Annotated in this window: 19 protein-coding genes; 9 read left to right on the top strand and 10 right to left on the bottom strand. The window is 72.2% G+C overall.

Going from position 1 to position 25,511, the window contains the following annotated elements:
- The first annotated feature begins 312 nt into the window (after positions 1-312).
- On the top strand, positions 313-1,086 hold the full coding sequence (locus ACZ45T_RS03450) for a protein phosphatase 2C domain-containing protein (RefSeq protein WP_468436955.1): 774 nt from the start codon (positions 313-315) through the stop codon (positions 1,084-1,086).
- 269 nt (positions 1,087-1,355) lie between these two features.
- Here the strand turns inward: ACZ45T_RS03450 and ACZ45T_RS03445 are convergent, their stop codons facing one another.
- Positions 1,356-1,796, bottom strand: coding sequence for a MarR family winged helix-turn-helix transcriptional regulator (locus tag ACZ45T_RS03445; RefSeq protein ID WP_468436953.1), 441 nt, complete (start codon positions 1,794-1,796; stop codon positions 1,356-1,358).
- Between the two features lie 109 nt (positions 1,797-1,905).
- A complete protein-coding gene (gene lon / locus ACZ45T_RS03440) occupies positions 1,906-4,302 on the bottom strand; it encodes an endopeptidase La (protein WP_468436951.1) in 2,397 nt (798 codons plus the stop codon).
- A gap of 263 nt (positions 4,303-4,565) precedes the next feature.
- Between lon and ACZ45T_RS03435 the strand changes: the two genes are divergently transcribed.
- On the top strand, positions 4,566-5,750 hold the full coding sequence (locus ACZ45T_RS03435; RefSeq protein ID WP_468436949.1) for an RNA-guided endonuclease InsQ/TnpB family protein: 1,185 nt from the start codon (positions 4,566-4,568) through the stop codon (positions 5,748-5,750).
- An 83-nt stretch (positions 5,751-5,833) separates the two neighbouring features.
- Here the strand turns inward: ACZ45T_RS03435 and ACZ45T_RS03430 are convergent, their stop codons facing one another.
- The 3 genes from ACZ45T_RS03430 to ACZ45T_RS03420 all read right to left on the bottom strand — a co-directional run bounded on the left by ACZ45T_RS03430 (position 5,834) and on the right by ACZ45T_RS03420 (position 9,277).
- Positions 5,834-6,586, bottom strand: a complete 753-nt coding sequence (locus ACZ45T_RS03430; RefSeq protein WP_468436947.1) for a DUF4097 family beta strand repeat-containing protein — start codon at positions 6,584-6,586, stop codon at positions 5,834-5,836.
- 112 nt (positions 6,587-6,698) lie between these two features.
- Positions 6,699-7,583 (bottom strand): sulfurtransferase, encoded by an 885-nt coding sequence (locus ACZ45T_RS03425; RefSeq protein WP_468436945.1) that lies wholly within the window; start codon positions 7,581-7,583, stop codon positions 6,699-6,701.
- 311 nt (positions 7,584-7,894) lie between these two features.
- Complete coding sequence (locus ACZ45T_RS03420; protein WP_468436943.1) at positions 7,895-9,277, bottom strand: glycosyltransferase family 39 protein; 1,383 nt, start codon at positions 9,275-9,277, stop codon at positions 7,895-7,897.
- A gap of 36 nt (positions 9,278-9,313) precedes the next feature.
- Between ACZ45T_RS03420 and ACZ45T_RS03415 the strand changes: the two genes are divergently transcribed.
- From ACZ45T_RS03415 to cutA, 5 genes are all read left to right on the top strand, one after another.
- Positions 9,314-9,868: a hypothetical protein gene (locus ACZ45T_RS03415; RefSeq protein ID WP_468436941.1), complete on the top strand. Its 555-nt coding sequence runs from the start codon at positions 9,314-9,316 to the stop codon at positions 9,866-9,868.
- Between the two features lie 199 nt (positions 9,869-10,067).
- On the top strand, positions 10,068-10,808 hold the full coding sequence (locus ACZ45T_RS03410; protein ID WP_468436939.1) for a response regulator transcription factor: 741 nt from the start codon (positions 10,068-10,070) through the stop codon (positions 10,806-10,808).
- Positions 10,805-11,887 carry a HAMP domain-containing sensor histidine kinase gene (locus ACZ45T_RS03405; RefSeq protein ID WP_468436937.1) on the top strand — a complete coding sequence of 361 codons (1,083 nt, stop codon included), beginning with the start codon at positions 10,805-10,807 and terminating at the stop codon, positions 11,885-11,887. The genes ACZ45T_RS03410 and ACZ45T_RS03405 overlap by 4 nt, the downstream gene beginning before the upstream one ends.
- A gap of 271 nt (positions 11,888-12,158) precedes the next feature.
- The gene (locus ACZ45T_RS03400) at positions 12,159-16,025 is read left to right on the top strand and encodes a multifunctional oxoglutarate decarboxylase/oxoglutarate dehydrogenase thiamine pyrophosphate-binding subunit/dihydrolipoyllysine-residue succinyltransferase subunit (protein WP_468436935.1); all 3,867 of its coding nucleotides are present in this window, start codon (positions 12,159-12,161) and stop codon (positions 16,023-16,025) included.
- A gap of 144 nt (positions 16,026-16,169) precedes the next feature.
- Positions 16,170-16,496, top strand: a complete 327-nt coding sequence (gene cutA / locus ACZ45T_RS03395) for a divalent-cation tolerance protein CutA (RefSeq protein WP_468436933.1) — start codon at positions 16,170-16,172, stop codon at positions 16,494-16,496.
- A 58-nt stretch (positions 16,497-16,554) separates the two neighbouring features.
- Here cutA and ACZ45T_RS03390 read toward each other — a convergent pair whose 3' ends face one another.
- A complete protein-coding gene (locus tag ACZ45T_RS03390) occupies positions 16,555-17,223 on the bottom strand; it encodes a YdcF family protein (protein ID WP_468436931.1) in 669 nt (222 codons plus the stop codon).
- A 16-nt stretch (positions 17,224-17,239) separates the two neighbouring features.
- A complete protein-coding gene (locus ACZ45T_RS03385) occupies positions 17,240-18,337 on the bottom strand; it encodes a helix-turn-helix domain-containing protein (RefSeq protein ID WP_468436928.1) in 1,098 nt (365 codons plus the stop codon).
- A gap of 195 nt (positions 18,338-18,532) precedes the next feature.
- On the opposite strand from ACZ45T_RS03385, the gene ACZ45T_RS03380 reads away from it, so the two are divergent.
- Complete coding sequence (locus tag ACZ45T_RS03380) at positions 18,533-18,670, top strand: hypothetical protein (RefSeq protein ID WP_468436926.1); 138 nt, start codon at positions 18,533-18,535, stop codon at positions 18,668-18,670.
- Positions 18,663-18,872 (top strand): hypothetical protein, encoded by a 210-nt coding sequence (locus ACZ45T_RS03375; RefSeq protein WP_468436924.1) that lies wholly within the window; start codon positions 18,663-18,665, stop codon positions 18,870-18,872. The genes ACZ45T_RS03380 and ACZ45T_RS03375 overlap by 8 nt, the downstream gene beginning before the upstream one ends.
- An 809-nt stretch (positions 18,873-19,681) precedes the next feature.
- On the opposite strand, the gene fxsT is transcribed toward ACZ45T_RS03375, so the two are convergent.
- The 3 genes from fxsT to ACZ45T_RS03360 form a co-directional block, all read right to left on the bottom strand.
- On the bottom strand, positions 19,682-22,702 hold the full coding sequence (fxsT, locus tag ACZ45T_RS03370; protein WP_468436922.1) for an FxSxx-COOH system tetratricopeptide repeat protein: 3,021 nt from the start codon (positions 22,700-22,702) through the stop codon (positions 19,682-19,684).
- 99 nt (positions 22,703-22,801) lie between these two features.
- Positions 22,802-24,058 (bottom strand): HEXXH motif domain-containing protein, encoded by a 1,257-nt coding sequence (locus ACZ45T_RS03365; protein ID WP_468436920.1) that lies wholly within the window; start codon positions 24,056-24,058, stop codon positions 22,802-22,804.
- Entirely contained in the window at positions 24,055-25,317 is a 1,263-nt protein-coding gene (locus ACZ45T_RS03360) for an FxsB family cyclophane-forming radical SAM/SPASM peptide maturase (RefSeq protein ID WP_468436918.1), read from the bottom strand. Before ACZ45T_RS03360 ends, ACZ45T_RS03365 begins: the two co-directional genes overlap by 4 nt.
- Positions 25,318-25,511 lie beyond the last annotated feature (194 nt).

Raw genomic sequence — 25,511 nt, 5'->3', positions numbered from 1 at the left:
CTCCCTCGTACCGCCTCAGACCTTTGCAGCGTGTTGGGGAGAGAGCCGCACATCGCCCACCCGGCCACTCGAACGAGTGAACATCACGGATGAGTTGGCGACCAACTCGGACACCTCGCCTCAGAGCGTCGCCGTGGACAGGTGGTTGAAAGATCGATACGGGCTTTGGCAGGATGCCCGCCCACATGCCCGCCCCTGCCGTCCGCGGGCCGGTGCCCGCCGGTCGGGCGGTGCGCGCGGCCGGATCCGGCCCCTGCCCTCTTGGTACGGACCTGATGGGGCCCCGCGCGGCCCGCCGGGCAGAATGCCCGTATGCGCATCGACCTCGCCTCGGCCCCCGGCAACCAGGAACGCCCCAATGAGGACTGGGTGTCGGCCGCGATCCCCGCCTCGGGCGGTGGGGTGGTGGTGGCGCTGGACGGGGTCACCCCACCGAGCGGCGAGGACGGGTGCGTGCACGGAGTGCCGTGGTTCGCGGCCCGGCTCGGCGGCCGATTGACCGAACTGTCCGGATCGCGGCGGGACATGCCGCTGGACCGGATTCTGGCCGAGTCGGTCCGCGCCACGGCCGAGGCCCACCGCGACACCTGTGACCTTTCTCACGTGCGGACGCCCCAGGCGACGGTCGTGGTGGTCCGCTGGGACGAGGCGTACGTGGAGCACCTCGTGCTCTCGGACTCCGTACTGCTCCTCCAGGCGCCCGGGGGCGAGGTGACGGCGGTGCTCGACGACCGCCTCGACCGGGTCCCGCGGGAGGTGCTGCGCTCGGTGGCCGCGACGGACGCCCTGCGGAACGCGGAGGGCGGTTTCTTCACGGCGGCCGCGGACCCGGCGGTGGCGGCCCGGGCGGTGACCGGGCGCACCCCGCGCGAGCGGGTGCGGGCGGTGGCCGCGCTCACGGACGGGGCGAGCCGGTGGACGGACACGTTCGGGGAGGGCGACTGGGCCGAGTGCCTGGCGGTGCTGCGGAAGGAGGGGGCGGAGGGGCTGATCGGCCGGGTCCGCGCCATCGAGTCCGACCCGGCCCGCCCGGCGGCCCGGTACAAGCGGCACGACGACGCGTCGGCGGTCTACGCGGAGCTCTAGCCGCTGAGTGGGCCGGTTTCGACGGGGCTGGGCTGGGTCGGGGCCGGGCCGGGGTGGCCGGTTCCGTCGGGGCCGGGCGCGCGCCGGGGCGTCTCCTCGGGCGCCGAACGTGGCGAGGGGTCGGGTATTGCGGCGGTGTTGTGTTCGGCGCCCTGCGGGGACGCCCCGGCACACACCCGACCCCGCCGGAACCGGCGGGCGGGGTCCCATGCGGCGGTGTGGTCGGCGCCCTGCGGGGACGCCCGGCCCCGCCGGAACCGGCGGGGGCGCTACTCCTCGCCCGCGTTCAACTGGTTGAGCAGCCGGGCCAGTTCGGCCACCTCGCCGCGGTCCCAGTCGGCGAGCTTGCGCATGTACTGCTCGCGCCGTGCGCCCCGTACCCGCAGGAACCGTTCGCGGCCCTCCTCGGTGAGGCCGACCAGGAAGGCCCTGCCGTCGGCGGGGTCCGGCTCGCGGGCCACCAGGCCGAGGACCTCCAGGGCCCGCAGCTGGCGGCTCATGGTGGCCTTGCCCACGCCGAAGTAGGCGGCGAGTTCGGTGGCGCGCTGCCGGCCGGCCGCCTCCAGGCGGGTGAGGAGTCCGTACGCGGCGGGTTCGAGCTCGGGATGCAGCTCGCGGGCCATCTCGCCGGAGGAGGCGCGGGCCCGCCGGAGGAAGACGGACAGCTCCCGCTCCAGGGCAAGGAACTCCTGGTCTTCGCTCCCGTGCACGTATCCGCTCCTTCGATGGTGTGTGGTACCTCGGTGGGTGAGGGGCCAGTATTTCGCAGCGGGCACGGCGACGGCCCGGGGCCCCGCCGGAGCGGGGACCCGGGCGCCCCTACGCGGCGGCGGTGACGGCCAGTTCCGCCCGGTCCAGGGCGAGCTCCAGCACCTGGCGCACATCCGTCACCGGGTGTACCTCCAGCCCCTCCAGCACCTCCGCCGGGACGTCATCCAGGTCGGCCTCGTTCCGCTTCGGGATGATGACGGTGGTCAGACCGGCCCGGTGTGCGGCGAGCAGCTTCTGCTTGACTCCGCCGATGGGCAGGACGCGGCCGGTCAGCGAGACTTCACCGGTCATCGCGACGTCCGTGCGCACCTGGCGCCCGGAGAGCAGCGAGGCGAGTGCGGTCGTCATGGTGATGCCCGCGCTCGGGCCGTCCTTGGGGACCGCGCCCGCCGGGAAGTGGATGTGCACGCCCCGGTCCTTCAGGTCGGCGACGGGGAGCTCCAGTTCCGCGCCGTGCGAGCGCAGGAAGCTCAGCGCGATCTGCGCGGACTCCTTCATGACGTCGCCGAGCTGGCCGGTGAGGGTCAGGCCGGCCGCGCCCGTCTCGGGATCGGCCAGCGAGGCCTCCACGAAGAGGACGTCGCCGCCCGCGCCGGTCACCGCGAGGCCGGTGGCCACGCCGGGGACGGCGGTGCGCCGCTCGGCCGGGTCCTGGGCGGACTCCGGGACGTGGTGGGGCCGTCCGATCAGGCCGCGCAAGTCGTCGGAGCCGATGCTGAAGGGCAGTTCCCGCTCGCCCAGTTCGTGCTGTGCGGCCACCTTGCGCAGCAGCCTCGCGATGGACCGCTCCAGGGTGCGCACGCCCGCCTCGCGGGTGTACTCCCCGGCCAGCTTGCGCAGGGCGTCCTCCTCCAGGACCACCTCGTCGGATCCGAGGCCGGCGCGCTCCAGCTGACGCGGCAGCAGGTGGTCGCGTGCGATGACCACCTTCTCGTCCTCGGTGTACCCGTCGAGGCGGACGAGCTCCATCCGGTCGGCCAGTGCCTCGGGGATGGCCTCCAGGACGTTGGCCGTGGCCAGGAAGACGACGTCGCTCAGGTCGAGTTCCACCTCCAGGTAGTGGTCGCGGAAGGTGTGGTTCTGCGCGGGGTCCAGGACCTCCAGCAGGGCGGCCGCCGGGTCGCCGCGGAAGTCGGAGCCCACCTTGTCGATCTCGTCGAGGAGGACGACGGGGTTCATCGCCCCGGCCTCCTTGATGGCCCGTACGATCCGGCCGGGCAGCGCGCCGACGTACGTACGGCGGTGGCCGCGGATCTCGGCCTCGTCGCGTACGCCGCCGAGCGCGACCCGGACGAACTTGCGGCCCATGGCGTGGGCCACGGACTCCCCGAGGGAGGTCTTGCCGACGCCGGGCGGGCCGACGAGCGCGAGCACGGCTCCGCCGCGCCGCCCGCCGATGACGCCCATGCCGCGCTCGCCGCGCCGCTTGCGCACGGCCAGGTACTCCGTGATGCGGTCCTTCACGTCGCTCAGCCCGGCGTGCTCGGCGTCCAGCACCGCGCGGGCGCCCTGGATGTCGTATTGGTCCTCGGTGCGCTCGTTCCAGGGCAGTTCGAGCACGGTGTCCAGCCAGGTGCGGATCCAGGAGCCCTCCGGGCTCTGGTCACTGGCCCGCTCCAGCTTCTCGACCTCCTTGAGCGCGGCCTCCCGTACCTTCTCGGGGAGGTCGGCGGCCTCGACGCGGGCCCGGTAGTCGTCGGACTCCTCGCCTTCCTTCTCCCCGCCCAGCTCGCGCAGTTCCTTGCGTACGGCCTCCAGCTGGCGCCGGAGCAGGAACTCCCGCTGCTGCTTTTCGACGCCGTCCTGGACGTCCTTGGCGATGGACTCGGCCACGTCCTGCTCGGCGAGGTGGTCGCTGAGCCACTTGACGGCGAGCTTGAGGCGGGCGACCGGGTCTGCGGTCTCCAGCAGCTCGACCTTCTGGGTGACGGTCAGGAACGGCGAGTATCCGGAGTTGTCCGCGAGTGCGGACACCCCTTCGATCTGCTGGACCCGGTCCACGACCTGCCAGGCCCCGCGCTTCTTGAGCCAGCTCGTGGCGAGCGCCTTGTACTCCTTGACGAGCTCGGTCACCACCCCGGGCAGCGGGTCCGGGACCGCCTCCTCCACGATCTCGCCCTCGACCCAGAGCGCGGCGCCGGGCCCGGTGGTCCCGGCCCCGATGCGGACGCGCCCGCGCCCGCGGATGAGCGCGCCGGGGTCCCCGTCGGAGAGCCGTCCCACCTGCTCGACCGTCCCGAGCACCCCGGTCCCGGCGTACTTCCCGTCGACCCGCGGCACGAGCAGCACCCGGGGCTTCCCGTCGCCCGACGCCGCCTGCGCGGCCTCGACGGCCGCCCGTACCTCGGCGTCGGACAGGTCGAGCGGAACGACCATCCCGGGCAGCACGACCTCGTCATCGAGCGGCAACACGGGCAGGGTGAGCGTTACGGACGTCGAAGCCATGATCTTCCCTCCGGCAGTGAAGTTGAGCTATGCCGACTCAATGCATGTGCGCCTCCCAATGTTCCCCAACGCCCGTTCGCCGGGGGCGAACAGCCCGATCACAGGTACTGATGAGTGTCTTGGAGCGACGGCAGAGCTGCCCGCGTCCGGGGGGATCGCCGGCCCGGCCGGCGGTCGGTCACTCGTTCGGGTGGCAGGCGGGGATTCCGGGGCGCGGTGAGGACTGCCTCTCTAGCTTGCTGTCATGACGGCATTGGCAGAGGTTGGGGGAGGGCAGGCACGCCCGGTACACCTTCCGCCTGCGCGTGTCGTCTGGCGCCCGTACGGCTTTGTTGGGTGAGTGGGACCGGTGCCGGTGGGTGTGGAACCAGTGCGTCGCTCAGTCACGGGCGGCACACAAGGCCAAGGAGAAGTGCGGGCCTGCCGGTCTCGACAAAATGCTCACGGGATGGCGTGCAGGGCATGAATGGCTGCGCGCGGGTGGGAGTGTGCCCCAGCAGCAAGTCATCCGGGACTTCGCCTCCTCTCGCGCCAAGGCCGTCAAGGACATCAAGGCGCGGTTGCCGATGCGGCGGCGGGCGGGGATGCCCCGGTTCAAGAAGAAGGCTGTCGCCGATCCGACACTCAACTACACCCGTCGTGCCTTTCGACTGAAGGATGGCCGTCTGCACCTGGCAGGCGGCATATCGCTGACGGTGGTGTGGTCGCGCGACCTGCCCGCCGATCCGTCGAGCGTGCGCGTCTACCGGGACAGCCTCGGCCACTGGTACGCATCCTTCGTCGTCCAGGCAGAGTCGCAGCCTCTTCCCGCGACCGGTGCGGTGATCGGCGTCGACTGGGGTGTGACGGAGACCTCGACCACCACGAGCGACGACCACGACCTCCCGCACCCCGAGTACGGCAAGCAGTCGGCGTGGAAGTTGGCGGGCTATCAGCGGATGATGGCCCGCCGGAAGCCGAAGCGCGGTCAGGCCGCGTCGAAGGGCTACCGGAAGGCGAAGCGGCAGGCCGCGAAGGTCCAGAAGAAGATCGCCCGGCAACGCCAGGACACGGCCCGCAAGTGGGCCAAGCGCGTGGTGACGGACTTCGACCACCTCGCGGTCGAGGACTTCCGCCCAAAGTTCCTCGCCAAGTCGACCATGGCCCGCAAAGCAGCGGACGCGGCCATCTCGGCCACCAAGCGCGAGCTGATCAACATGGCGCGCAAGCACGGCCGGATCATCTATCTCGTGGACCCGGCGCACACCACCATGGACTGCGGACGGTGCGGAGCGAGAACCAAGCACGCGCTGCCGCTGTCGGAACGTACGTACACGTGCACCACGTGCGGAGCCGTCTCCCGGAGAGACAAGAACTCCGCCCGCGTGATGCTCACCCGGGCTGGTCTCACCCCGGCTACCGCTGATCGTGGAAGACCCGACGGACCGCCGGTCCGCCAGGCAGCGTGAGGTAGGAATCCCCTCATTCATGAGGGGGAGGATTCAAGCCTGATGTTGTCCGCCGCGCGCGGCGGCCGTTCCTATGACTCGCGTCACCTGGCGGCGATGTGGACGTCGCCCGAGGTGGTCTTCGCCGAGAGGCGGGAGGCGGCCGAGGGGTCCGCCGGCAGGGTGATGTCACGGTCGCCGGAGGTGGTGGAGACGGCGAGCCGGTAGGGGGCCGGGGGGACCTTCAGGGAGACGTCGCCGGAGGTGGTCTCGGCGAGCACCGAGGACGGGGCCGCGGCGAAGTCCAGGCGGGCGTCGCCCGAGTCCGAGCGGACGTCCGCGCTCGGGCCGGACAGGCCGGTGGCGGTGATCGCGCCCGAGGAGGTACGGATCTTCAGCGGGCCGGCGATCCGGTCGGCGGTGACCCGCCCGGAGTCGGCCCTCACCTCGGCGGCCGCCACACCCGTCACCTCGATGCGGCCGCTGCTGCTCTCCAGCTTGACGGTGGCGTCGGCCGGGACCTCCAGCCGGTAGTCGATGTAGCAGCCGGCGGAGCAGCCGTCGGTGAAGGTCAGCACGCCGCCGGAGACCTTCTGGCCGGGCGTCGGAGCGGTGTCCTCGCGGTAGTGGACGGTGCGGCGGACGGTGACGCCCGGGCCGCTCCCGGCGGTGACCTCGATCGAGCCCGCCCGGGCCCCCGTCACCTCCACCGCCGTGACCGCCTCGGTGACCGTCGTGTCGGCGGTGGCCGTCTTCTTCGGGCCGTCCGAGAAGGAGCAGCCGGCCAGCAGGAGTCCGGCCGCGAGGGCGACGGCTGCGGTGCGGGCGAGAAGGGGTGACGTGGCGTGAGAGGTCATGGCCCGATCCTCGCGCGGCGGCCCCGCCCGGCCGATGGGGCCGGTACCCGGACCCCGGGTGGGGTTAACCCCACCGCCCGTCAACCCCCCGCCCCGTCACCTCCCCCGCCCTTCAGAGGTCGGTGGTCACGGGGAGCGCCGACGGCATGCCCCACTCGCTCCAGGAGCCGTCGTACACCGCCAGGTCCTGATATCCGGCGAGGTCGGCGCCGAGGGCGAGCACACAGGCGGTCACACCGGATCCGCAGCTGAAGTAGAGCCGCTGCCGCTCGCCGGCCACCGCCTCGAAAGCCTCCCGGAGTTCGGCGGCAGGCCGCATCAGGCCGTCGGGCTGCCGGAGCTCCCCGAACGGCAGGTTGACCGCGCCCGGCATGTGGCCGCCGCGCAGGCCCGGGCGGGGTTCGGGGGCGGTGCCGGCGAAGCGTTCGCGGGTGCGGGCGTCGAGGACCGCCGCGGCCGGGTCGGTCAGGGCCCCGGCGACGGTGGCGCTGTCGACCAGCAGCCCGGCGCGGGGGCGGGCGGCGAAGGAGCCGCGCGGGCCTTCGTACGCGGGTCCGGTGGCCTCGACGGGCAGCCCGGCGGCCGTCCAGGCGGGCAGCCCGCCGTCGAGGACGGCGGCCCGGTCGAAGCCCATGGCGCGCAGCATCCACCAGGCGCGGGCGCTGGAGTAGACGCCGGCGCCGTCGTAGACGACGACGGTGTCCGAGTCGTCGACGCCGAGGGACCGCAGCGCCTCGGTGAAGCCCGCGGCCCCGGGCATGGTGTGCGGGGCGGGGGCGTCGTGGTCGGACAGGGCGCCGTCGAGGTCGAACGGCCGCGCGCCGGGTATCCGCCGGCCGGCGCCGCGGTGGGCCCCGACGGAGGCGTCGAAGAGGACCAGTCCGGGCGCGCCCAGCCGGCCGGCCAGCCAGTCGGCCCCGACGAGCGGCCCGGGCAACGGCCCGGGCCGCTCGCCGGGCGCGGCCTGCTGGGACGCGGCGTTCTGGGGCGTGGTCATACGGCACCTCCGGGTGTGCGATGTGGACCACCCCATCCTCCCCGGGCCTCCGGCCGCCGGAGCAACGGCCCTGCTGCGCAGACCCGGCTGACGCCGCTCGCCTGGGCCGGGGCCGGGCAATTCAGCCTCGGCCGGGCCAATTCAGCCTCGCCGGCGTTTGAGGCGCGGGGTCTGGGGCGGCGCCCCAGGAACCCGGCTCCGCCGGGCACCGGGCTCCGCCCGGACCCTCGCCTCAAACGCCGGCGAGGCTGAAGTTGCCAGGCGAGCCTGGATTGGGCCAGGCGAGCCTGGATCCGCCCGGCGCCGGAGGGCTACCGGCAGTGGCCCGGGCGGGCGTAGACCGCGACGCGGGCGCCGCGTACCTCGGTGACCGAGCACACCTCGAAGCGGGCGGCGAGCGTCTCCCGCTTGACCGCCTCCCGCGGGTACGGGTCCAGGGGCTGCCCGGCCGGGTCGAGCAGGGCGATCACCCGGGGGGCGCCGAGCAGGGCCTCCCGGATCCGCTCCGGGGTGAGCTCGGTGCCCTGGAGGCTGTGCGATGCGGCCGGGGAGCGGTCCAGGGCCACGTCGCGCAGCCCCTGGTAGACCCCCGGCGAGGACAGCAGCCACTCGCGCCGCCGCGACGGCATGAACAGCACCGCGTCCCCCGGCCCGGCTCGTTCCCGGACCGCGGCGGCCACCGCGAGGACGTCGTCCTTGCGGCTCTCGGGCGTACGCAGCCACACCGACCAGAAGCCGACCGGCACCAGCAGGGCGCAGGCCAGCAGCCACGGCCACCACCCGCGGGCCGCCGCCAGCCGGGCCCCGGCCAGCAGGGCGAGCCCGGCCAGCGCGTAGAGCACGTACCGGTCGACGTACCAGGGGTGGACCAGGGAGATCACCATCAGCAGGCCGGGCGGCAGCAGGGCGAGCGGCAGCGCCACCCGTACGAGTTCTCCGGACGCGCCCCGGGCGAGCAGCACCACGGCGGCCGCGAGCACCCCGTACGCCGCCCAGTCCTGCCCGCTGGGCCGCCCGAGCCAGCCGAGCTGCTGCTCGGCCTGCCGCGCGCTCGCCACGGCCAGCGGCAGCAGCAGGGCGACGACGGCCGCGGCGCTCCATCGCCAGCCGCGTGAGCGCCAGGCGGTGAAGCCGTGGGCGAGCAGCGCCAGCACGGCGAACTCGTGCAGCCAGCAGCCGAGCAGCAGCACCACGGCGTACGCCGCCCACCGCTCGCGCAGCATCAGATGGGTCGCCCACACCACCGCGGCGGCGACCAGGGCGTACGAGCGCCCCTCCTGGGCGTACATCTGCACGGGCGGGAGCAGCGCGTACACCGAGCCGGCGAGCAGCGCCGCCCGCTCCCCCGCGAGCCGGTGGGCGACCGCGGCCACCCCGGCGGCCGCGAGGGCGGTGGCGGCCACGGAGGGCAGCCGCAGCGCCCACAGGCCGCCGTCCCAGGTCAGGAAGACGACGTGCATGAGCAGGTAGTACAGCCCGTGGACGGCGTCGACCTGGCCCAGCAGCTCCCAGATCCCGCCGAGCGGCCGGTGGGCCACCTGCCAGGTGACGGACTCGTCGCGCCACATGCTGCCGCCCCGCTCCAGGCCCCAGAGGCCGAGGACCACGGCGAGCAGCGGCGGGAGCAGTCGCCAGGGGGCGATCCGGCTGATGGCGGCCTCCGGGAGCTGTCGGAACGGGTGTGCGGACTCCATACTCGGGGTTGGACCCCAGTGCCTGCGGAGGTGGGTGTGCGCGCGTTCCGAGCGGTGGCTTCGGTGCTGCTGAGTGCGGTGTTCCTGGCGGGATGCGGGCCGTCCGGTTCCGGGGGCGGCGACGACACGCCCCCGAAGGCCTCCACCGGGCCGGGCGCGAGCGCGAGCCCCGGCCCCACCACGGGCACCAGCCCGAGCCCCACGACGAGCCCGACGGCCGACCGGCTCCCCGCGCCCTCCGAGACCCTGGTCCGCGTCACCCGCAGCGGCGGCTTCGCCGGCCAGACGCACACCCTCATCGTCAAGGGCGACGGCTCGTGGACCCGGCTGGACGCCAAGGCGGGGCCGGAGGGCACCGGAAAGCTGTCGGAGGCCGGGCTGGGGGCCCTGCGCACCGCCCTCGAGGAGGCGGATTTCGCCCGGCTGCCCAGGATCTCGACGGGCGGCCCGACGATCTACGACGGGTTCTTCTACGCGTTCGTCCACGGCGGCTTCGAGGTGGCCGGCGACGAGGGGTCCCTGCCGGGGACCCTGACGAAGGTACTGGACGCGCTGCCCTCCTTCACGGCGGGCCAGGGCGACTCATCCTGATCACGATTCCACCTTGTTTGGACCCTGCCGGGACCCGGATCGGGCCCCTGATTTGGCCCCGATTAGCCCCCGAACGCCCGGTATATCCCCCTCCATTTGCAGAGGTCCCGCACATTTGCCGTGCCCCAACCCCACGTAGCCGCCGGCCGGTGCCTCCTCTACGCTGCACCCCATTCACGCGGGATCTTCAGGGGCGGAAATGGAACAGACACACACCACCCACAACGGCGCCGCGGCGACACCCGGCGCCCAGCGGCGTGTGCTCGTCGTCGAGGACGACCACACCATCGCCGAGGCCATCGCGGCCCGCCTGCGCGCCGAGGGCTTCCAGGTGCAGACGGCGACGGACGGCCCGGCCGCCGTGGCTGCGGCCGAGAGCTGGCTGCCCGAGCTGCTGGTCCTGGACGTCATGCTGCCCGGCTTCGACGGACTGGAGGTCTGCCGCCGGGTCCAGGCGCAGCGGCCGGTCCCTGTGCTGATGCTCACAGCGCGGGACGACGAGACCGACCTGCTGGTCGGGCTCGGGGTCGGCGCGGACGACTACATGACGAAGCCGTTCTCGATGCGCGAGCTGGCCGCACGGGTCCACGTACTGCTGCGGCGGGTGGAGCGGGCGACGATCGCCGCACACGCCCCGCGCGGGGCCACCCTGCGCCTGGGCGACCTGGAGATCGACCACGCGCAGCGCCGGGTCCGGGTGCAGACCGAGGACGTGCACCTGACGCCGACCGAGTTCGACCTGCTGGTGTGCCTGGCCGGGACCCCGCGGGCGGTGCTCTCGCGGGAGCAGCTGCTGGCCGAGGTGTGGGACTGGGCCGACGCGTCCGGGACCCGTACGGTCGACAGCCACATCAAGGCACTGCGGCGCAAGATCGGCGCGGAGCGGATCCGTACGGTCCACGGCGTCGGGTACGCCCTGGAGACCCCGGCCCAGGCATGAGCGGCCGGCCGGCGCAGCGGCAGCGCCCCACCGGGGGGCTGCGGCCCTTCTCACCCTTCTCGATCAAGACCAAGCTGGGCACCCTCGTGGTGGTCTCGGTCTTCATCACGACGGGCCTGCTGCTGGTGGCCCTGCGCACCGACACCGAGCTGCGGTTCATCACGGTCTTCTCGGTGATCGCCTCGATGCTGATCACCCAGTTCGTGGCGCACAGCCTGACGGCGCCGCTGGACGACATGACGACGGTGGCCCGGGCGATATCCCACGGCGACTACACCCGGCGGGTCCGGGGGGCGGGGCGCCGTGACGAGCTGGGCGACCTGGCTTCCACCATCAATCTGATGGCGGACGACCTGGAGGCCGTGGACCGGCACCGCAAGGAGCTGGTCGCCAACGTCTCGCACGAGCTGCGCACGCCGATCGCGGCGCTGCGGGCGGTGCTGGAGAACGTGGTGGACGGGGTCTCGGCCGCCGATCCCGAGACCATGCGGACGATGCTGAAGCAGACCGAGCGCCTCGGGCGGCTCGTGGAGACCCTGCTGGACCTGTCCCGGGTCGACAACGGCGTGGTCCCGCTGCGGGCGCGCCGCTTCGAGGTGTGGCCGTACCTGTCGGGGGTGCTGAAGGAGTCGGCGCTGGCGGCCGTCGGCCGGCCGGGGCTGCTCTCCGGTTCGGGCGGGCACACCCGCAACGACGTGCACCTGCACCTGGACGTGTTCCCGCCCGAGCTGTGGGCGTACGCGGACGCCGAGCGGCTGCACCAGGTGGTGGCGAACCTGATCGACAACGCGGTCAAGCACAGCCCGCCGCACGGCCGGGTCACGGTCCGCGCCAGGGCCGGCGACGCGCCCGGCAGCCTGGCGCTGGAGGTGCTGGACGAAGGTCCCGGCATCCCGGAGGCGGAGCGCCACCGGGTCTTCGAGCGGTTCAACCGGGGCAGTGCGCGCGGGGGCGACGGGGGCACCGGACTGGGGCTGGCGATCGCCCGATGGGCCGTGGAGCTGCACGGCGGCCGGATCGGAGTGGCCGAATCGTCACGTGGCTGCCGCATCCTCGTCACGCTTCCGGGCAGCTCATAGGCGCCGTGTTGACGTAGGGTTCGAGTGGGAAGGACATGATCTCGGCCACACGTACCCGGGGTCCGTCAGGGGTGCGAAGCCAAGGGGGCCGCAACCTCGGTGCCCCCTACCCGAACCACACTTGTTTCCCGCCATTCCGGGTGGTGAAACCCGCCGTTCGATGTGACCTGCGTGACGGATGTACCGCCCGGTCTGCATCTCGCGGCCCAGGAGGCGTAGCCTTTATTCCCGCTGTCCATACCTTGTGAAGCGGAAGAGGGCGGTTGCCGCCGTGTCGCCACAGTCCCCCAGTAACCCGAGCACCACGACCGAAGCAGCAGAGGGCGGGAAGAACCCTGCCTCAGGCTTCGGCGCGAATGAGTGGCTCGTCGACGAGATCTATCAGCAGTACCTCCAGGACCCGAACTCGGTCGACCGGGCCTGGTGGGACTTCTTCGCCGACTACAAGCCGGGGGGCGCTGTCGCTCCGGTGAAGTCGGATGAGCCCGTGAAGTCCCCGACGACGGATGGCGCCTCCGCACAGGCCGCCACCCCCGTCGCCGCAGCTCCTCAGGTCGCCGACGCCGCCGCCACGGGGGCGGCGAGCGCCGCAGCACCCCCGACTCCTGCGCCCACGCCTGTGTCAGCTCCTGCCCCTGCTCCTGCCACCCCCTCTGGTGCCCCTGCTGTGACTGTCACCTCCCAGGCCCCGGCCGCCGCACCGGCCGCGCCCGCCACCTCCGTAGCCCCCCAGAAGGCCGCGCCCGCCACCGAGGCCCCCGCGGGCCCCGAGCTGGTGACGCTCCGCGGCCCGGCGGCTGCCGTCGCCAAGAACATGAACGCCTCCCTCGACGTCCCGACGGCCACGTCCGTCCGCGCCGTCCCGGTGAAGCTGCTGTTCGACAACCGCATCGTCATCAACAACCACCTCAAGCGCGCCCGGGGCGGGAAGATCTCCTTCACGCACCTCATCGGCTACGCGATGGTGCAGGCGATCAAGGCCATGCCGGCCATGAACTACTCCTTCGCGGAGAAGGACGGCAAGCCGACCCTGGTCAAGCCGGAGCACATCAACTTCGGTCTCGCGATCGACCTGGTGAAGCCCAACGGCGACCGCCAGCTCGTCGTCGCCGGCATCAAGAAGGCCGAGACCCTCAACTTCTTCGAGTTCTGGCAGGCCTACGAGGACATCGTCCGCCGTGCCCGTGTCGGCAAGCTGACGATGGACGACTTCACCGGCGTGACGGTCTCCCTCACCAACCCCGGCGGCCTGGGCACCGTGCACTCCGTGCCCCGCCTGATGCCCGGACAGTCGGTCATCATGGGCGTCGGCTCCATGGACTACCCCGCCGAGTTCCAGGGCACCTCGCAGGACACCCTGAACAAGCTGGGCATCTCCAAGGTCATGACCCTGACCTCGACCTACGACCACCGGGTCATCCAGGGCGCGGCCTCCGGCGAGTTCCTGCGGATCGTCGCGAACCTGCTGCTCGGCGAGGGCGACTTCTACGACGACGTCTTCGAGGCGCTGCGGATCCCGTACGAGCCGGTCCGCTGGAACCGTGACATCGACGCCTCGCACGACGACGACGTCACGAAGGCCGCCCGCGTCTTCGAGCTGATCCACTCCTACCGGGTCCGCGGCCACGTCATGGCCGACACCGACCCGCTGGAGTACAAGCAGCGCAAGCACCCCGACCTCGACATCACCGAGCACGGCCTCACCCTGTGGGACCTGGAGCGCGAGTTCGCCGTCGGCGGCTTCTCCGGCAAGTCGATGATGAAGCTGCGCGACATCCTCGGCGTGCTGCGCGACTCGTACTGCCGCACCACCGGTGTCGAGTTCATGCACATCCAGGACCCGAAGCAGCGCCGCTGGATCCAGGACCGCATCGAGCGCCCGCACTCCAAGCCGGAGCGCGAGGAGCAGCTGCGCATCCTGCGCCGCCTGAACGCGGCGGAGGCCTTCGAGACCTTCCTGCAGACGAAGTACGTCGGCCAGAAGCGCTTCTCCCTGGAGGGCGGCGAGTCCGTCATCCCGCTGCTCGACGCCGTCATCGACTCCGCCGCCGAGGCCCGCCTCGAAGAGGTCGCGATCGGCATGGCCCACCGCGGCCGCCTGAACGTGCTGGCGAACATCGTCGGCAAGTCGTACGCGCAGATCTTCCGCGAGTTCGAGGGCAACCTCGACCCGAAGTCCATGCACGGCTCCGGCGACGTCAAGTACCACCTGGGCGCCGAGGGCACCTTCACGGGCCTGGACGGCGAGCAGATCAAGGTCTCGCTCGTCGCCAACCCCTCGCACCTGGAGGCGGTGGACCCGGTCCTGGAGGGCGTCGTCCGCGCCAAGCAGGACATCATCAACAAGGGCGGCACGGACTTCACCGTCCTGCCCGTCGCCCTGCACGGCGACGCGGCCTTCGCGGGCCAGGGTGTGGTCGCCGAGACGCTGAACATGTCGCAGCTGCGCGGCTACCGCACCGGCGGCACCGTCCACGTCGTGATCAACAACCAGGTCGGCTTCACCGCCGCCCCGGAGTCCTCGCGTTCCTCGATGTACGCGACCGACGTGGCCCGCATGATCGAGGCGCCGATCTTCCACGTGAACGGCGACGACCCGGAGGCAGTGGTCCGCATCGCGCGCCTCGCCTTCGAGTTCCGCCAGGCGTTCAACAAGGACGTGGTCATCGACCTCATCTGCTACCGCCGCCGCGGCCACAACGAGTCCGACAACCCGGCCTTCACGCAGCCGCTGATGTACGACCTGATCGACAAGAAGCGCTCGGTGCGCAAGCTCTACACCGAGTCCCTCATCGGTCGCGGCGACATCACGCTGGAAGAGGCCGAGCAGGCGCTCCAGGACTTCCAGGGCCAGCTGGAGAAGGTCTTCGCGGAGGTCCGCGAGGCCTCGACGGCTCCGGCCGCCGGCGCCCCGGTGACGCCCGCGCAGACCGCGCAGGAGTTCCCGGTCGCCGTGAACACCGCGATCTCCCAGGACGTCGTCAAGCGGATCGCCGAGTCCCAGGTCACCATCCCCGAGGGCGTCACCGTCCACCCGCGTCTGCTGCCGCAGCTGCAGCGCCGCGCGGCGATGATCGACGAGGGCACCATCGACTGGGGCATGGGCGAGACCCTGGCCTTCGGTTCGCTGCTGATGGAGGGCACCCCGGTCCGGCTGTCCGGCCAGGACTCCCGCCGCGGCACCTTCGGCCAGCGCCACGCGGTCCTCATCGACCGGGAAACGGGCGAGGACTACACCCCGCTCCTCTACCTGTCGGACGACCAGGCCCGCTACAACGTCTACGACTCGCTGCTCTCCGAGTACGCGGCCATGGGCTTCGAGTACGGCTACTCGCTGGCCCGCCCGGACGCGCTGGTCCTCTGGGAGGCCCAGTTCGGTGACTTCGTCAACGGCGCGCAGACCGTCGTCGACGAGTTCATCTCCTCGGCGGAACAGAAGTGGGGCCAGACGAGCGGCGTCACTCTCCTCCTCCCGCACGGCTACGAGGGCCAGGGCCCGGACCACTCGTCCGCCCGCCCGGAGCGCTTCCTCCAGATGTGCGCGCAGGACAACATGACGGTGGCCATGCCCACCCTCCCGTCGAACTACTTCCACCTCCTGCGGTGGCAGGTCCACAACCCGCACCACAAGCCGCTGATCGTCTTCACCCCGAAGTCGATGCTGCGTCTGAAGGCGGCGGCGTCGAAGGCGGAGGAGTTCACGACCGGTTCGTTCCGTCCGGTCATCGGCGACTCCACGGTGGACGCGAACGCGGTCCGCAAGGTCGTCTTCTGCGCGGGCAAGGTCTACTACGACCTGGAGGCCGAGCGCGAGAAGCGCGGCATCACGGACACCGCGATCATCCGCATCGAGCGCCTCTACCCCCTCCCGGGTGCGGAGCTCCAGGCGGAGATCGCCAAGTTCCCGAACGCGGCCAAGTACATCTGGGCCCAGGAGGAGCCGGCGAACCAGGGCGCATGGCCCTTCATCGCCCTCAACCTGATCGACCACCTCGACCTGGCGGTCGGCGCGGAGGTCCCGTCGGGCGAGCGCCTGCGCCGGATCTCCCGCCCGCACGGCTCGTCCCCGGCGGTGGGCTCCGCGAAGCGCCACCAGGCGGAGCAGCAGCTCCTCCTGTCGGAGGTCTTCGAGGCGTAACCGCTGCGCTGGCTCAGCAACACGGAAGGCCCGGCCCCCTCGGGGGGCCGGGCCTTCCGGCTCCCGGTTCGCCTACGCCGACACCGCCCTGGACTGCCTCTGGGTAGTGTCCGTCGTGGCAACCGACACAGCAGGAGGACCGCCATGGCGACCGACGTCGTGATCGCGCAGACAACCATCGACAGCGAACACAGGGCGAGTGAGCTGGCGCGGGGCGCGGTGGAGGCCCGACTGGCGGCCTGTGCGCACATCGACGCGCCCTTCACGGCCGTCTACCGGTGGAAGGGAACCGTCGAGACGGCCGCCGAATGGCGCATCTCCTACAAGACGACACGAGAGCGCCTCCCTGCTCTCAGCGCATGGGTGGCACAGGAGCACAGCTACGACGTACCGGAGTGGATCGTGCTTCCGCTAGAAGGCGGCTCAGATGCCTACCTGTCGTGGGTCGCCGAGCAGACTGCCCCCGAGTAGTCACGAGGCGCAGACACCCGACTGGTGGATGGCACAACGCGCTCCCGGCGCTGGGGAATCAGGAGTCGATGACTCGGCTGGTGAAGCCGTCGCGGATGAGGGATTCGTACGCTTCATGCACGTCCTCCGGGACATCCTGGGCGATGGCGAACCCGAGCTTCGGATACTCGATGACCCGCTGGAGATCGCCGACGAGCATGTCCAGGACGAGCTTCTCGTCACCGATGCTCTTGAGGTAGTCGTCCAACTCAAGCGGCTCCGATGCACAGAGGATCTCGACCTCTGGCCACAGCTTGCGCGCGGTGGCGAAGGACCGCCTCTCCATATAGGGCTTGGAGACCAGCAGTACGGTCTTCGGCGTGATGCCGTTCGCGGCCAGGAGGTCACGGGTGAGGCTGATGTTCTGGCCGGTGTTGGCGGCGTTGGGTTCGACGAGGATCGCTTCGTCGGGGACACCGAGTTCGAGTGCGTGCTCACGGAAGTGGACGGCCTCCCCGCGGGGGAATCGAGCCCGGGTGGTGGGGCTGTTGCCGCCGGTGAACACAAGTACCGGGAACAACCCGGCCCGATAGAGATCAGCGGAGGCCGCGGCGACTCCGAGGTCGTGGCTGCCCAGTCCGATCGCGACATCCGCAGGGGCCAGGTCGTGGCCCATCTGGTGGTAGTCCCAGATCAGCTTGGCCCGCCGCCACTGGTCCTCGGTGATCGTCTGCTGGATGTCCGTCACGCGATCTTCTCCCTGCTCACCGTCGCCGGGGGCTGGACGCCCCCTCGTTCATGGCCCTGATGCCCTCGATGCTGGCCAGCTGGTGGCTGAGGCCGAACTGCCCGGCCAGTCTGGCCGCTTTATCGAGGAGGGTCAGCCCATCATCGCGGGTGGCGGGATCGGACAGCAGGATGTGGCCGTGGGCGGTTTCCAGGCGGACCCGCTGCATCGGCGCGTCAGTGGCGGCCGTGCTGCGGGCGATGCCGATGAAGTGCAGGGCATTGGCCAGGTCTCCGGTCCCACGGTGAGCAAGGGCGAGCTTCTGGTGGGCGACCGACCAGTCCTCGGGTTCCGCAAGATCCTCGAACTCCCGTGTCGCGGCGAGCATGACGCGCGAGGCATAGCTGTGATTCCCGTCCTTGCTCAGGGCGGTCCCCACCCACAGTCGGGCACGGGCCCGGTCACGGCGGGAAAGCCGGTCGTCCACGGCCAGGTACTCGTACTGCTGGGCGGCGATCTCCAACTTCCCCGACATCTCCGCGACTACCGCGAGGGACAGGTCTAGCTGGGCGACGCGGCGGGGGATGTCCAACTGACCGAACAGCGACTTCGCCGCGGCATAGGAATGCTGGGCCGACAACGGGCCGAGCACAGCCCCCTGATCGCGCTGGAGATCGCCCAGCAAGGCGGTCGAGCGAGCGAACAGATACAGGCCCCTGTCATCAAGAGCGGTCAGCTTGAACCGTCCGAGCCAACGCCGGATCAGGCTGTCGGCGAAGGTGAAATCCTGCCGGGAAAGGGCAACCACGGCCCGGTCCAGATCGTCGGTCCACGACTCGTACTCCCAGGCCAGCGGCCCACTGACCGTGACGCCGCCCGCCGCAGAGGTGGTCCGGCCGGCTTCGGACAGGAACGTCTCGAAGCGGAGATGGGCGGCCGCATCCGCGCGGGCCAGAGCGGTATCCAAGATCGCCTGGGTGTCCTGGCGGGGTTCTGTTGCGGCCCGAAGCTTCTCCCACTTGGAGATCGTCCGGATGCCGACGCCGAGGTGGCATGCGAACGATCGGACGCTCATTCGCAGCGCAAGACGCAGGGCACGGGCCTCCAGGCCGGTCCAGTGGTGCACGGTCGCCACGCGTCGCTCCCTTCCTACCGCCATCGAAGCACGGCCCCGGCAGGCGGGGGGACACAAGTGCAACGGAAGTACAACAGGCGGTCATTTCCGCAGCGTTGGAGGAGGTCCAGGCTGAGCGGAGACCAGCCGACGGACCTTCTGGAGGACACGGGCATGGATCCCATGAATCGAAGGGGCATCGAGAAGCTCCCATCGATGACTCTCGACGCCCACGAAGTCCCGGCCAGTCCCTGGCCAAGCCAGGCGCCCGGGCTCAGCCAGGAACTCCTCGACCGCGCACGCGCCGGCTGGGAGCGTTTCGTCTCCTCCATCCAGGAGCCAGCCGATGACTGAACGCTACGAGTACGTCCCTCATCGCCTGCTGCGCCGCCGCGTACGAGACATCGCGTCAGGCACCGAAGGAGTACTGATGGCCGTGGTCAACGAGGACGTGTCGGACTCCGTCCACCAACACTGGATGGAACTGGCCTACATCCGACCCGCGTCCGGCCGCGAGTTCACCACCGCAGTCGGCAACGTCGAGCCAGCCGAATAGCCAACCGCATCCGCGCCCTCGGGACACTCAGCCCCGGACAACGGCTATGCCGAGCTGTACTCCCGTCAGGACCGGTGGGCACGCGAAACAGCCGTCAATTCGCCCCAAATACGCCGGTCTGCGCATGGCTCTGTGGTGCGAAGGCCGCTCTGACCCGGGTACAGCTCGGCTGGGACGAGGAACGGGTCGGCGGCCCTCTCATCTGCCCTCATCAGCCCCGGACGGGGGTCGGTCGCCGTCGTCGGGAAGCGCGTAGCGATCTGTGGCGGCCTATGTCCAGCCCCAGACGACCGTCGGACGCCGTCATCGAGAAGCGCGTAGCGATCTGACGCGCCCCCGCCCCCGACCCCGGAACCGAAGGAGATGGGGCCGCCTCGGGGGCTGGGCCGCCGGCGCCAGACCCGACGGTCTCCGATCTCCCCGTCCCTGAAAAAGACTCCCGGCCCGTTCCTTTGGGGGTTTCCCGGCAGTCTTCGTATGTCCGTGGCGGGACGGTCGGTCAAGGGTGGCCGAAGGCCATCGCGAAGCGACGCGACCGTAGGGAGCGCCCTTGAGGGACCGGCCCGCCACGGAGAGACGAAGACTGCCGGGAAACCCCCAAACCTTCTCTGATGCTGGTCGAGGGCCCCCGCCCACCCCCGACACAGCCAACGGGCCGCGCAAATCCAGCCTCGCCGGCGTTTGAGGCGCGGGGTCTGGGGCGGAGCCCCAGGAAACCCGGCTCCGCCGGGCACCGGGCTCTGCCCGGACCCTCCCCCAGACTTCGTCCGGGGGGACCCCCACTCAAACGCCGGAGGGGCTGGGTTTGGCTACGGCTGCGGCTCGAAGTCCCAGTACGGGCGGGTTTGCTGCTTCGCCGAGATCGTGTGGACGTGTTGCGGGCCGAGGGTGCGGGTCAGGCCCTTGATGCCCGCGTCCTCGTGTTTGCCCGCCTCCGGGTCCTCGCGCACCGCGCGGAGGTCCGCCGCCAGAGCGATCTGCGCGCTCAGCGTCATCGGGTGGTCCGGGCCGAGGACCTGCTCGGCGGTGCGCAGCGTCTCCCGGCTCAGGGACAGCGCGTCCTCCAGCCGCCCGGTGATGTTGCGGTGCCCGGTGGCGTTCAGGGCGCAGCCCAGCGTCCAGGGGTGCCGGTCGCCGAGCGCGCCCCGCATGCCGACCAGCGCCTGCTCCGCCAGAGACAGCGCCTCCGCCCGCTCGCCCTGTGCGCGGAGCACCAGCCCCAGGTTGCCGACGGTGCCGATGCTGTACGGGTGCGCGAGGCCGAGCTGCGACTGGTAGCCGCGGACCACGTCCTCGGAGATCCGGCGGGCCTCGCCGATGTCCCCGTACTCACGCAGGTACGTCGCGTAGTCGGAGGCGACCATCAAGGTCCACGGGTAGTCGACCCCGAAGACCCGTGTCGCCCGCTCCCACACGGTCCGCAGCCGCAGGCCCGCGCCGGGGATGTCCCCGGAGCGGCGCAGGCACTGCCCGAGGTTGTGCTCGGCGCGCAGGGTCTGCGGGTGGCCCAGGCCCAGTACCTGGGTGTTGAGCTTGACCCCCTGCTCCTGCCGGGTCTGGGCCTCGCGGTAGCGGCCCATCAGCCGCAGCCCCATCGCGCAGGCGATGCCGGAGGCGAGGGTGGAGATGTGCAGGGACCGCAGGACCCGCTCGCGGCGGCGCAGGGTGTCCAGGTCGAGGTCGTAGGCGTCCTGGTAGCGGCCGAGCAGGCGGTAGGTGGCGGCCAGGTTGTTCTGCGCGTCCAGGGTGGTGGTGTCGTCCTCGCCGAGCAGTTCGCGGTACGTGGCCAGGCAGTGCTCGAAGATCTCCCGGGCGGGCTCGAACTTGGCGATGCACAGCAGCACTCCGCCGTACGCGCTGGTGGCGCGCAGGCTCTCCAGGTCCCGGTCGCCGCGCTCCTCGGTGAGCCGGTCGGCGACGGCCCTGGTGAGGGTCTCGGCGCGGCGGAACAGTCCGAGGTTGCGCAGGGCGTTGCCGTACTGGTAGCTGAGCTCGCGCACCTTGGGGTGGTCCGCGCCCAGTGTGGCCCTCCAGATCTGGTCGGTCTCCTCGGAGAGCCGCAGGCAGGTGCGGTACTCCCCGGCGAGGATCAGGTAGCGCAGGCAGTGCAGCAGGAAGTTCTGGATGCGCGGGTTGCTGCTGGTGAGCACCCCGGAGGTGGCCAGGTGCGGGACGAGTTCGGCGTACCGGGGCCACAGCCGCGAGTCGGAGGGCCGGCCGGGGTCCGCCGCGGCGAGGACCTGGCGGACGGCCCGGGACAGCGGCCCGGCCTCCTCCTCGGAGAGGTCCTCGCGGACGATGCCGTGGACCATGCGGTGCAGCTGTACGGTCTCCAGCCCGCCGCCGCCCTCCTCGACGGCCAGGTCGGAGTATTCCAGCCGCACCACGGAGAACTGGACGAGCTTGTTGAGGGCCGCGTTCCACCGGATCTGGTCGTTGATCAGCCCGGCGAGTTCCTCGGGCACGTCGTCGGCGGGGAACTCGCGCAGCAGCCGCAGCGGTACCGGGCCGGGGGCGAAGAACACGAACAGCCTCAGCAGGGCGAGGGCGTCGGGGAAGTTCTCCCGTACGTTGTTGAGCAGTATGGCGAGCGCGGTCGGGAAGGGCAGCGGGTAGTCGTCGGAGACGGTGACGGCCTCGCGGGAGTCCAGGCGGCGCTGGAGCAGCGAGAGGTAGTCGCCGACCGTCAGCGGGGAGTCGGCGAGCCAGCCGGCGGTCTGGTCGAGGGCGAGGGGGTAGTCCTCCAGTGCCTCGGCGAGCTGGTCGGCCTCGTCGGCGGTGAGGCGGCGGGCCCGGCGGCGGATGAAGGTGACCGACTCGGGGCGGGCGTAGAGCGGGACCTCGACCAGGCTGGTGTGCCGGGCGGCCCACTCGCGGTTGCGCGAGGTGATGATCACATCGCCGGCGCCGGAGGGCAGCAGGTCGATCAGGTCGTCGGGGTTGTCGCAGCCGTCGAAGACCAGCAGCCAGCGGCCGTACGGGGCTCCGCGCCGCAGCGCCTCCAGGACGGCCCGGATCTGCTCGCCGTAGCTGCCGGCGCCGCGCGGCAGCCCGAGGGCGGGGGCCAGGTCGGCGAGGCGTTCGCGCAGGGTGGGCCGGTCCTCGGCGGGCACCCACCACACCACGTCGTACTCGGAGGCGAAGCGGTAGGCGTACTCGGTGGCGACCTGGGTCTTGCCCACGCCGGAGAGCCCGAGCAGGGTGACGGTGGACGCGCCGGGCGGGGCCTCGGTCAGCGCCGCGCGCAGGGTGCCGATGACGTCGTTGCGGCCGGTGAAGCGCGGGTTGCGGCGCGGGACCCGGCCCCAGATCTCGGGCGGGTCGTTGGGGAAGCGGGGGCCGCGGCGGCCGGTGTCGGTGCCGATCCGGTCGGTGGGCAGCTCCAGGCGGCGCAGCACCCGGTACTCGGCCTCGTACGCGTCCATGCCCCAGAGGTCCGTCTTCTCCAGCACGGCGACGGCGCTGGGCAGCGGGGCGTCGGTGAGGCAGACGGCCGCGAACCGGTCGGGGTGGTGGTCGGTGACCGTGCGCAGGGCGGTGTTCCACTCCTCGTCGGTGTGCGTGCCCGCGGAGAAGTAGCGCTCGCTGAGCACGAGGAGGACCCGGCTGCCGGAACGGGCGAGGTCGTCGAGGGCCTGGGCGAGGCCGGGGCTGTTCTGCGGGTCCCAGCGCTGGAGGGCGACGCGGTGACCGTGTTCCTCCAGGCGGTGCGCGATCCACACGGCCCAGGGGCGGTTGAAGCCCGCGAAGCTGATGACGAAGCGCTGCGGGTGCGAGTGCGGGTGCGAGTGCGGGGCATTGCCCTGGTCCTGCCGACTACCGGTGGTCATGGCGCCGTCTCCCTGGGCTCCGGGCAGTGGACGGGACTGAAAACGTACCGCAGCGGACGGTCCGTCAACCGTGTGCGCGCCTCGCCGTTTTGCGGCACCTCAGCCTTTTACGAACGCGGCGAGTTCGGGGTGCGCCTCGCACCAGGCGCGGCGCTCGCGGTCGACGCTCCGGCGGGCCGCGGTGTGCTGGTCGCCGGGCGGCGGCAGTTCGTCCATGGCCCGCTCGGCGGCGCTCATGGCCTCGGTGAACTCCCGCCCCGCGGCGGTCAGTCGCTCGTGCGCCCGCAGGACGGGCAGGACGGCCGCCACCTGGGCGCGGATCCGGGCGTGCTGGGCCCAGGCGCCGCGGGCCCCGTAGAGGGCGGCGCGCTGCCAGTACCCGGCCAGGGCCAGGTGGGCGTAGGCGCCGTGGAGGAGTCCCTCCAGCGGGCGGGGGTCGCTGCGCCAGGGGGCCCAGTGGCGGGGCGTGCGGTCGGCGGTGTGCAGGGTCAGGACGTCGGTGAGGGCGGTCAGCTTGCCGTGCTGGACCTCGTGGACGAGGGTGGCGGCCAGTGCGGGCGGGGCCTGGGCGCGGGCCAGTACGGAGCCGGCGGCCGCGGGCAGGGTGGCGCCGTTGGAGCGGGAGCCGCCGGCCAGCGGTACGACGGAGCGCAGCAGTTGGACGGTCTCCTCCGCGCGGACGGTGTCGTACCGCTGGAGCAGGGTGAGCGCGCCGGACCACTGGGTGTCCCACCGCTTGTGTCCCTTGGGGGTGAGCCGGCGGGCCGGGCGGACGGTGGCGGGCTGTTCGGGGCCGGGCGCCCGGTACGGGTCGAGGTCGTCGAGGGCGGTCCGGCCCCCGGGCAGGGTGTGCAGGGGCAGGGTGGCGGGGTCATCGGGGTCCCAGGAGCGCTGGGTGAGGGCGAGCGGGCCGGGGCGGTCCGGGCGGAGCAGTCCGAGGGTGGGCAGGACGAGGCGGCCGTGCAGGGGCCGCAGCGTGTGGGTGAAGGCGATCCCGGCGCGCAGGGCGGCGGCGACGGCGAGGACCCCGAGGTGGCCGAGGTCGGGCGGGGGTCCGTACGGGGCGTGCAGCCGGCGCAGGGTCTCCTCGGCCCACACTCCGGTGGCCGGGTAGTGCAGTACGTCGCGCACGGCGCCCGGGTCGCGCCGCTCGGCCTCCTCCAGCAGGGCCCAGTGGTCGGCGGTCGCCCCGGACCGGCCGCCGGGGGCGGCGTCGAGGACCGCGCGCAGCAGGACCAGGCGCCTGGAGCGGCGCACGTCGCGGACCAGGCGGGTGCCTTCCATCGAGGGTTCGGTGGAGGCGAGGGCGCGCAGGGTGCGGGAGGAGACGGTGAAGGCGGTGAGGGCGGCGGTCATGAGGCGGCCCGTCGCGTCGCCCACCCGGTCGTCGCCGCGGCCAGGGCGGCGGCGACGTGCCGGATCAGGACCTGGAGGTCGGCGCAGTACACGGACGGCTGCCGGAACCCCTCGCCGGCGCGGTAGCGGTGCGGGTAGTGCCCGCCTCCGCACACCTCGACCAGTTCGCAGGCGCGGCAGCCGGCGGCGAGGGCGTCCCGCCCGAGCTGGCGGGCGGCGAGCCCGGGGTGGTCGAGCAGCTGGTCGAAGCTGTGGGTGTCCAGGCGCATGCCGGTGGCGGCGGCGCCCTCGTAAGCGGATTTCAGCGAATCGGCCTGTTCGATGGAGCCGTCGGTCTCGATCACGGCGGTGGCGGCGGGCTCCAGCCCGAGGGTCTCGGTGGCGGCGGGCAGGCCGAGCAGCAGGGCGATGATCTCCTCGAAGGGTCGGATCCGGGTGCGCCGCACCCCGTCGTGCCACCAGCGCTCGAAGACGGCGAGGAGCCAGTCTGCGTACGGGGTCCGGCCGGGGCGGTGGCCGGGGGGCGGGGCGCTCCAGTGCGCGAGCGGCAGCAGCAGCCCGATGCCGGGCGGGGCGAAGGCGAGCAGGGACTCGTACGTCTCCACCGGGTCCTGGGCGAGGTCGACGACGCAGAGCACCCCGGCGTAGCTGTCCGGATGCCGGGCCAGGAGCCGCAGGCCCCGGACGGCGGCGCCGAAGCCGGGCCGCCCCGCGTGGTCCACGCGCCGGGCGTTGTGCGCGGGCAGCCCTCCGTCGAGGCTGACGCCGACGCGTATCCCGGCGGCGGCGAGGGCGGCCAGGCGGCCCCGGGTGAGCAGGGTGCCGTTGGTCTGCACGGTGGCGGTGACCCGGGTGCGCGGGGCGGCCGCGGCGAGGGCGGCCCGTACGGCGTCGACGGGCGCGGCCAGCGCGGCGGGCGCGGTGAGCAGCGGTTCGCCGCCGTGCAGCACGAGGTCGACGCGGGGCAGGTCGTGGGCGGCGGCGTGCTCGGCGATCCGCTGGGCGGCGCGGGCGGCGGTGGCGGGGGTCATGGCGGCCGGCTGGCCGCGCCAGCCCTGGTCGGCCATCTCGTAGACGTAGCAGTAGGTGCAGGCGAGGTTGCAGCGGCTGCGGGTCTTGAGCACGAACTGGCGGATGGGGTGGGGGCGGTGGCCCGCGGCGCGCAGCGCGGGGACGTCGAGCCGGGTGTAGGGCCAGGGCGCGTGACGGGCGTGGTGTGCGGGCAGCACGGCGGAGTCGGTCGTGATCGCTCGGCCCATCGCTGCACCTCCCTCCCCCGGACTTCGTCGGGGGCCCCGGCGGACGGTCCATCCCTGCCCCTCGGACGGTCCCGGCTAACGGCGGAAAGTGGTCAACTCGCGTTCAGCTGGGGCGGATCAGGCACGACGTCCGGTCGGTCCGGCATCCGGTCGGCACGAGGTCCGGGCGGCGCGGCGTCGGTCGGCACGAGGTC

This window comes from Streptomyces sp. NPDC030995, from assembly GCF_055571215.1.
Note: the sequence above shows the minus strand (reverse complement) of the source record. Positions and strands in the feature narration are given on the sequence as shown.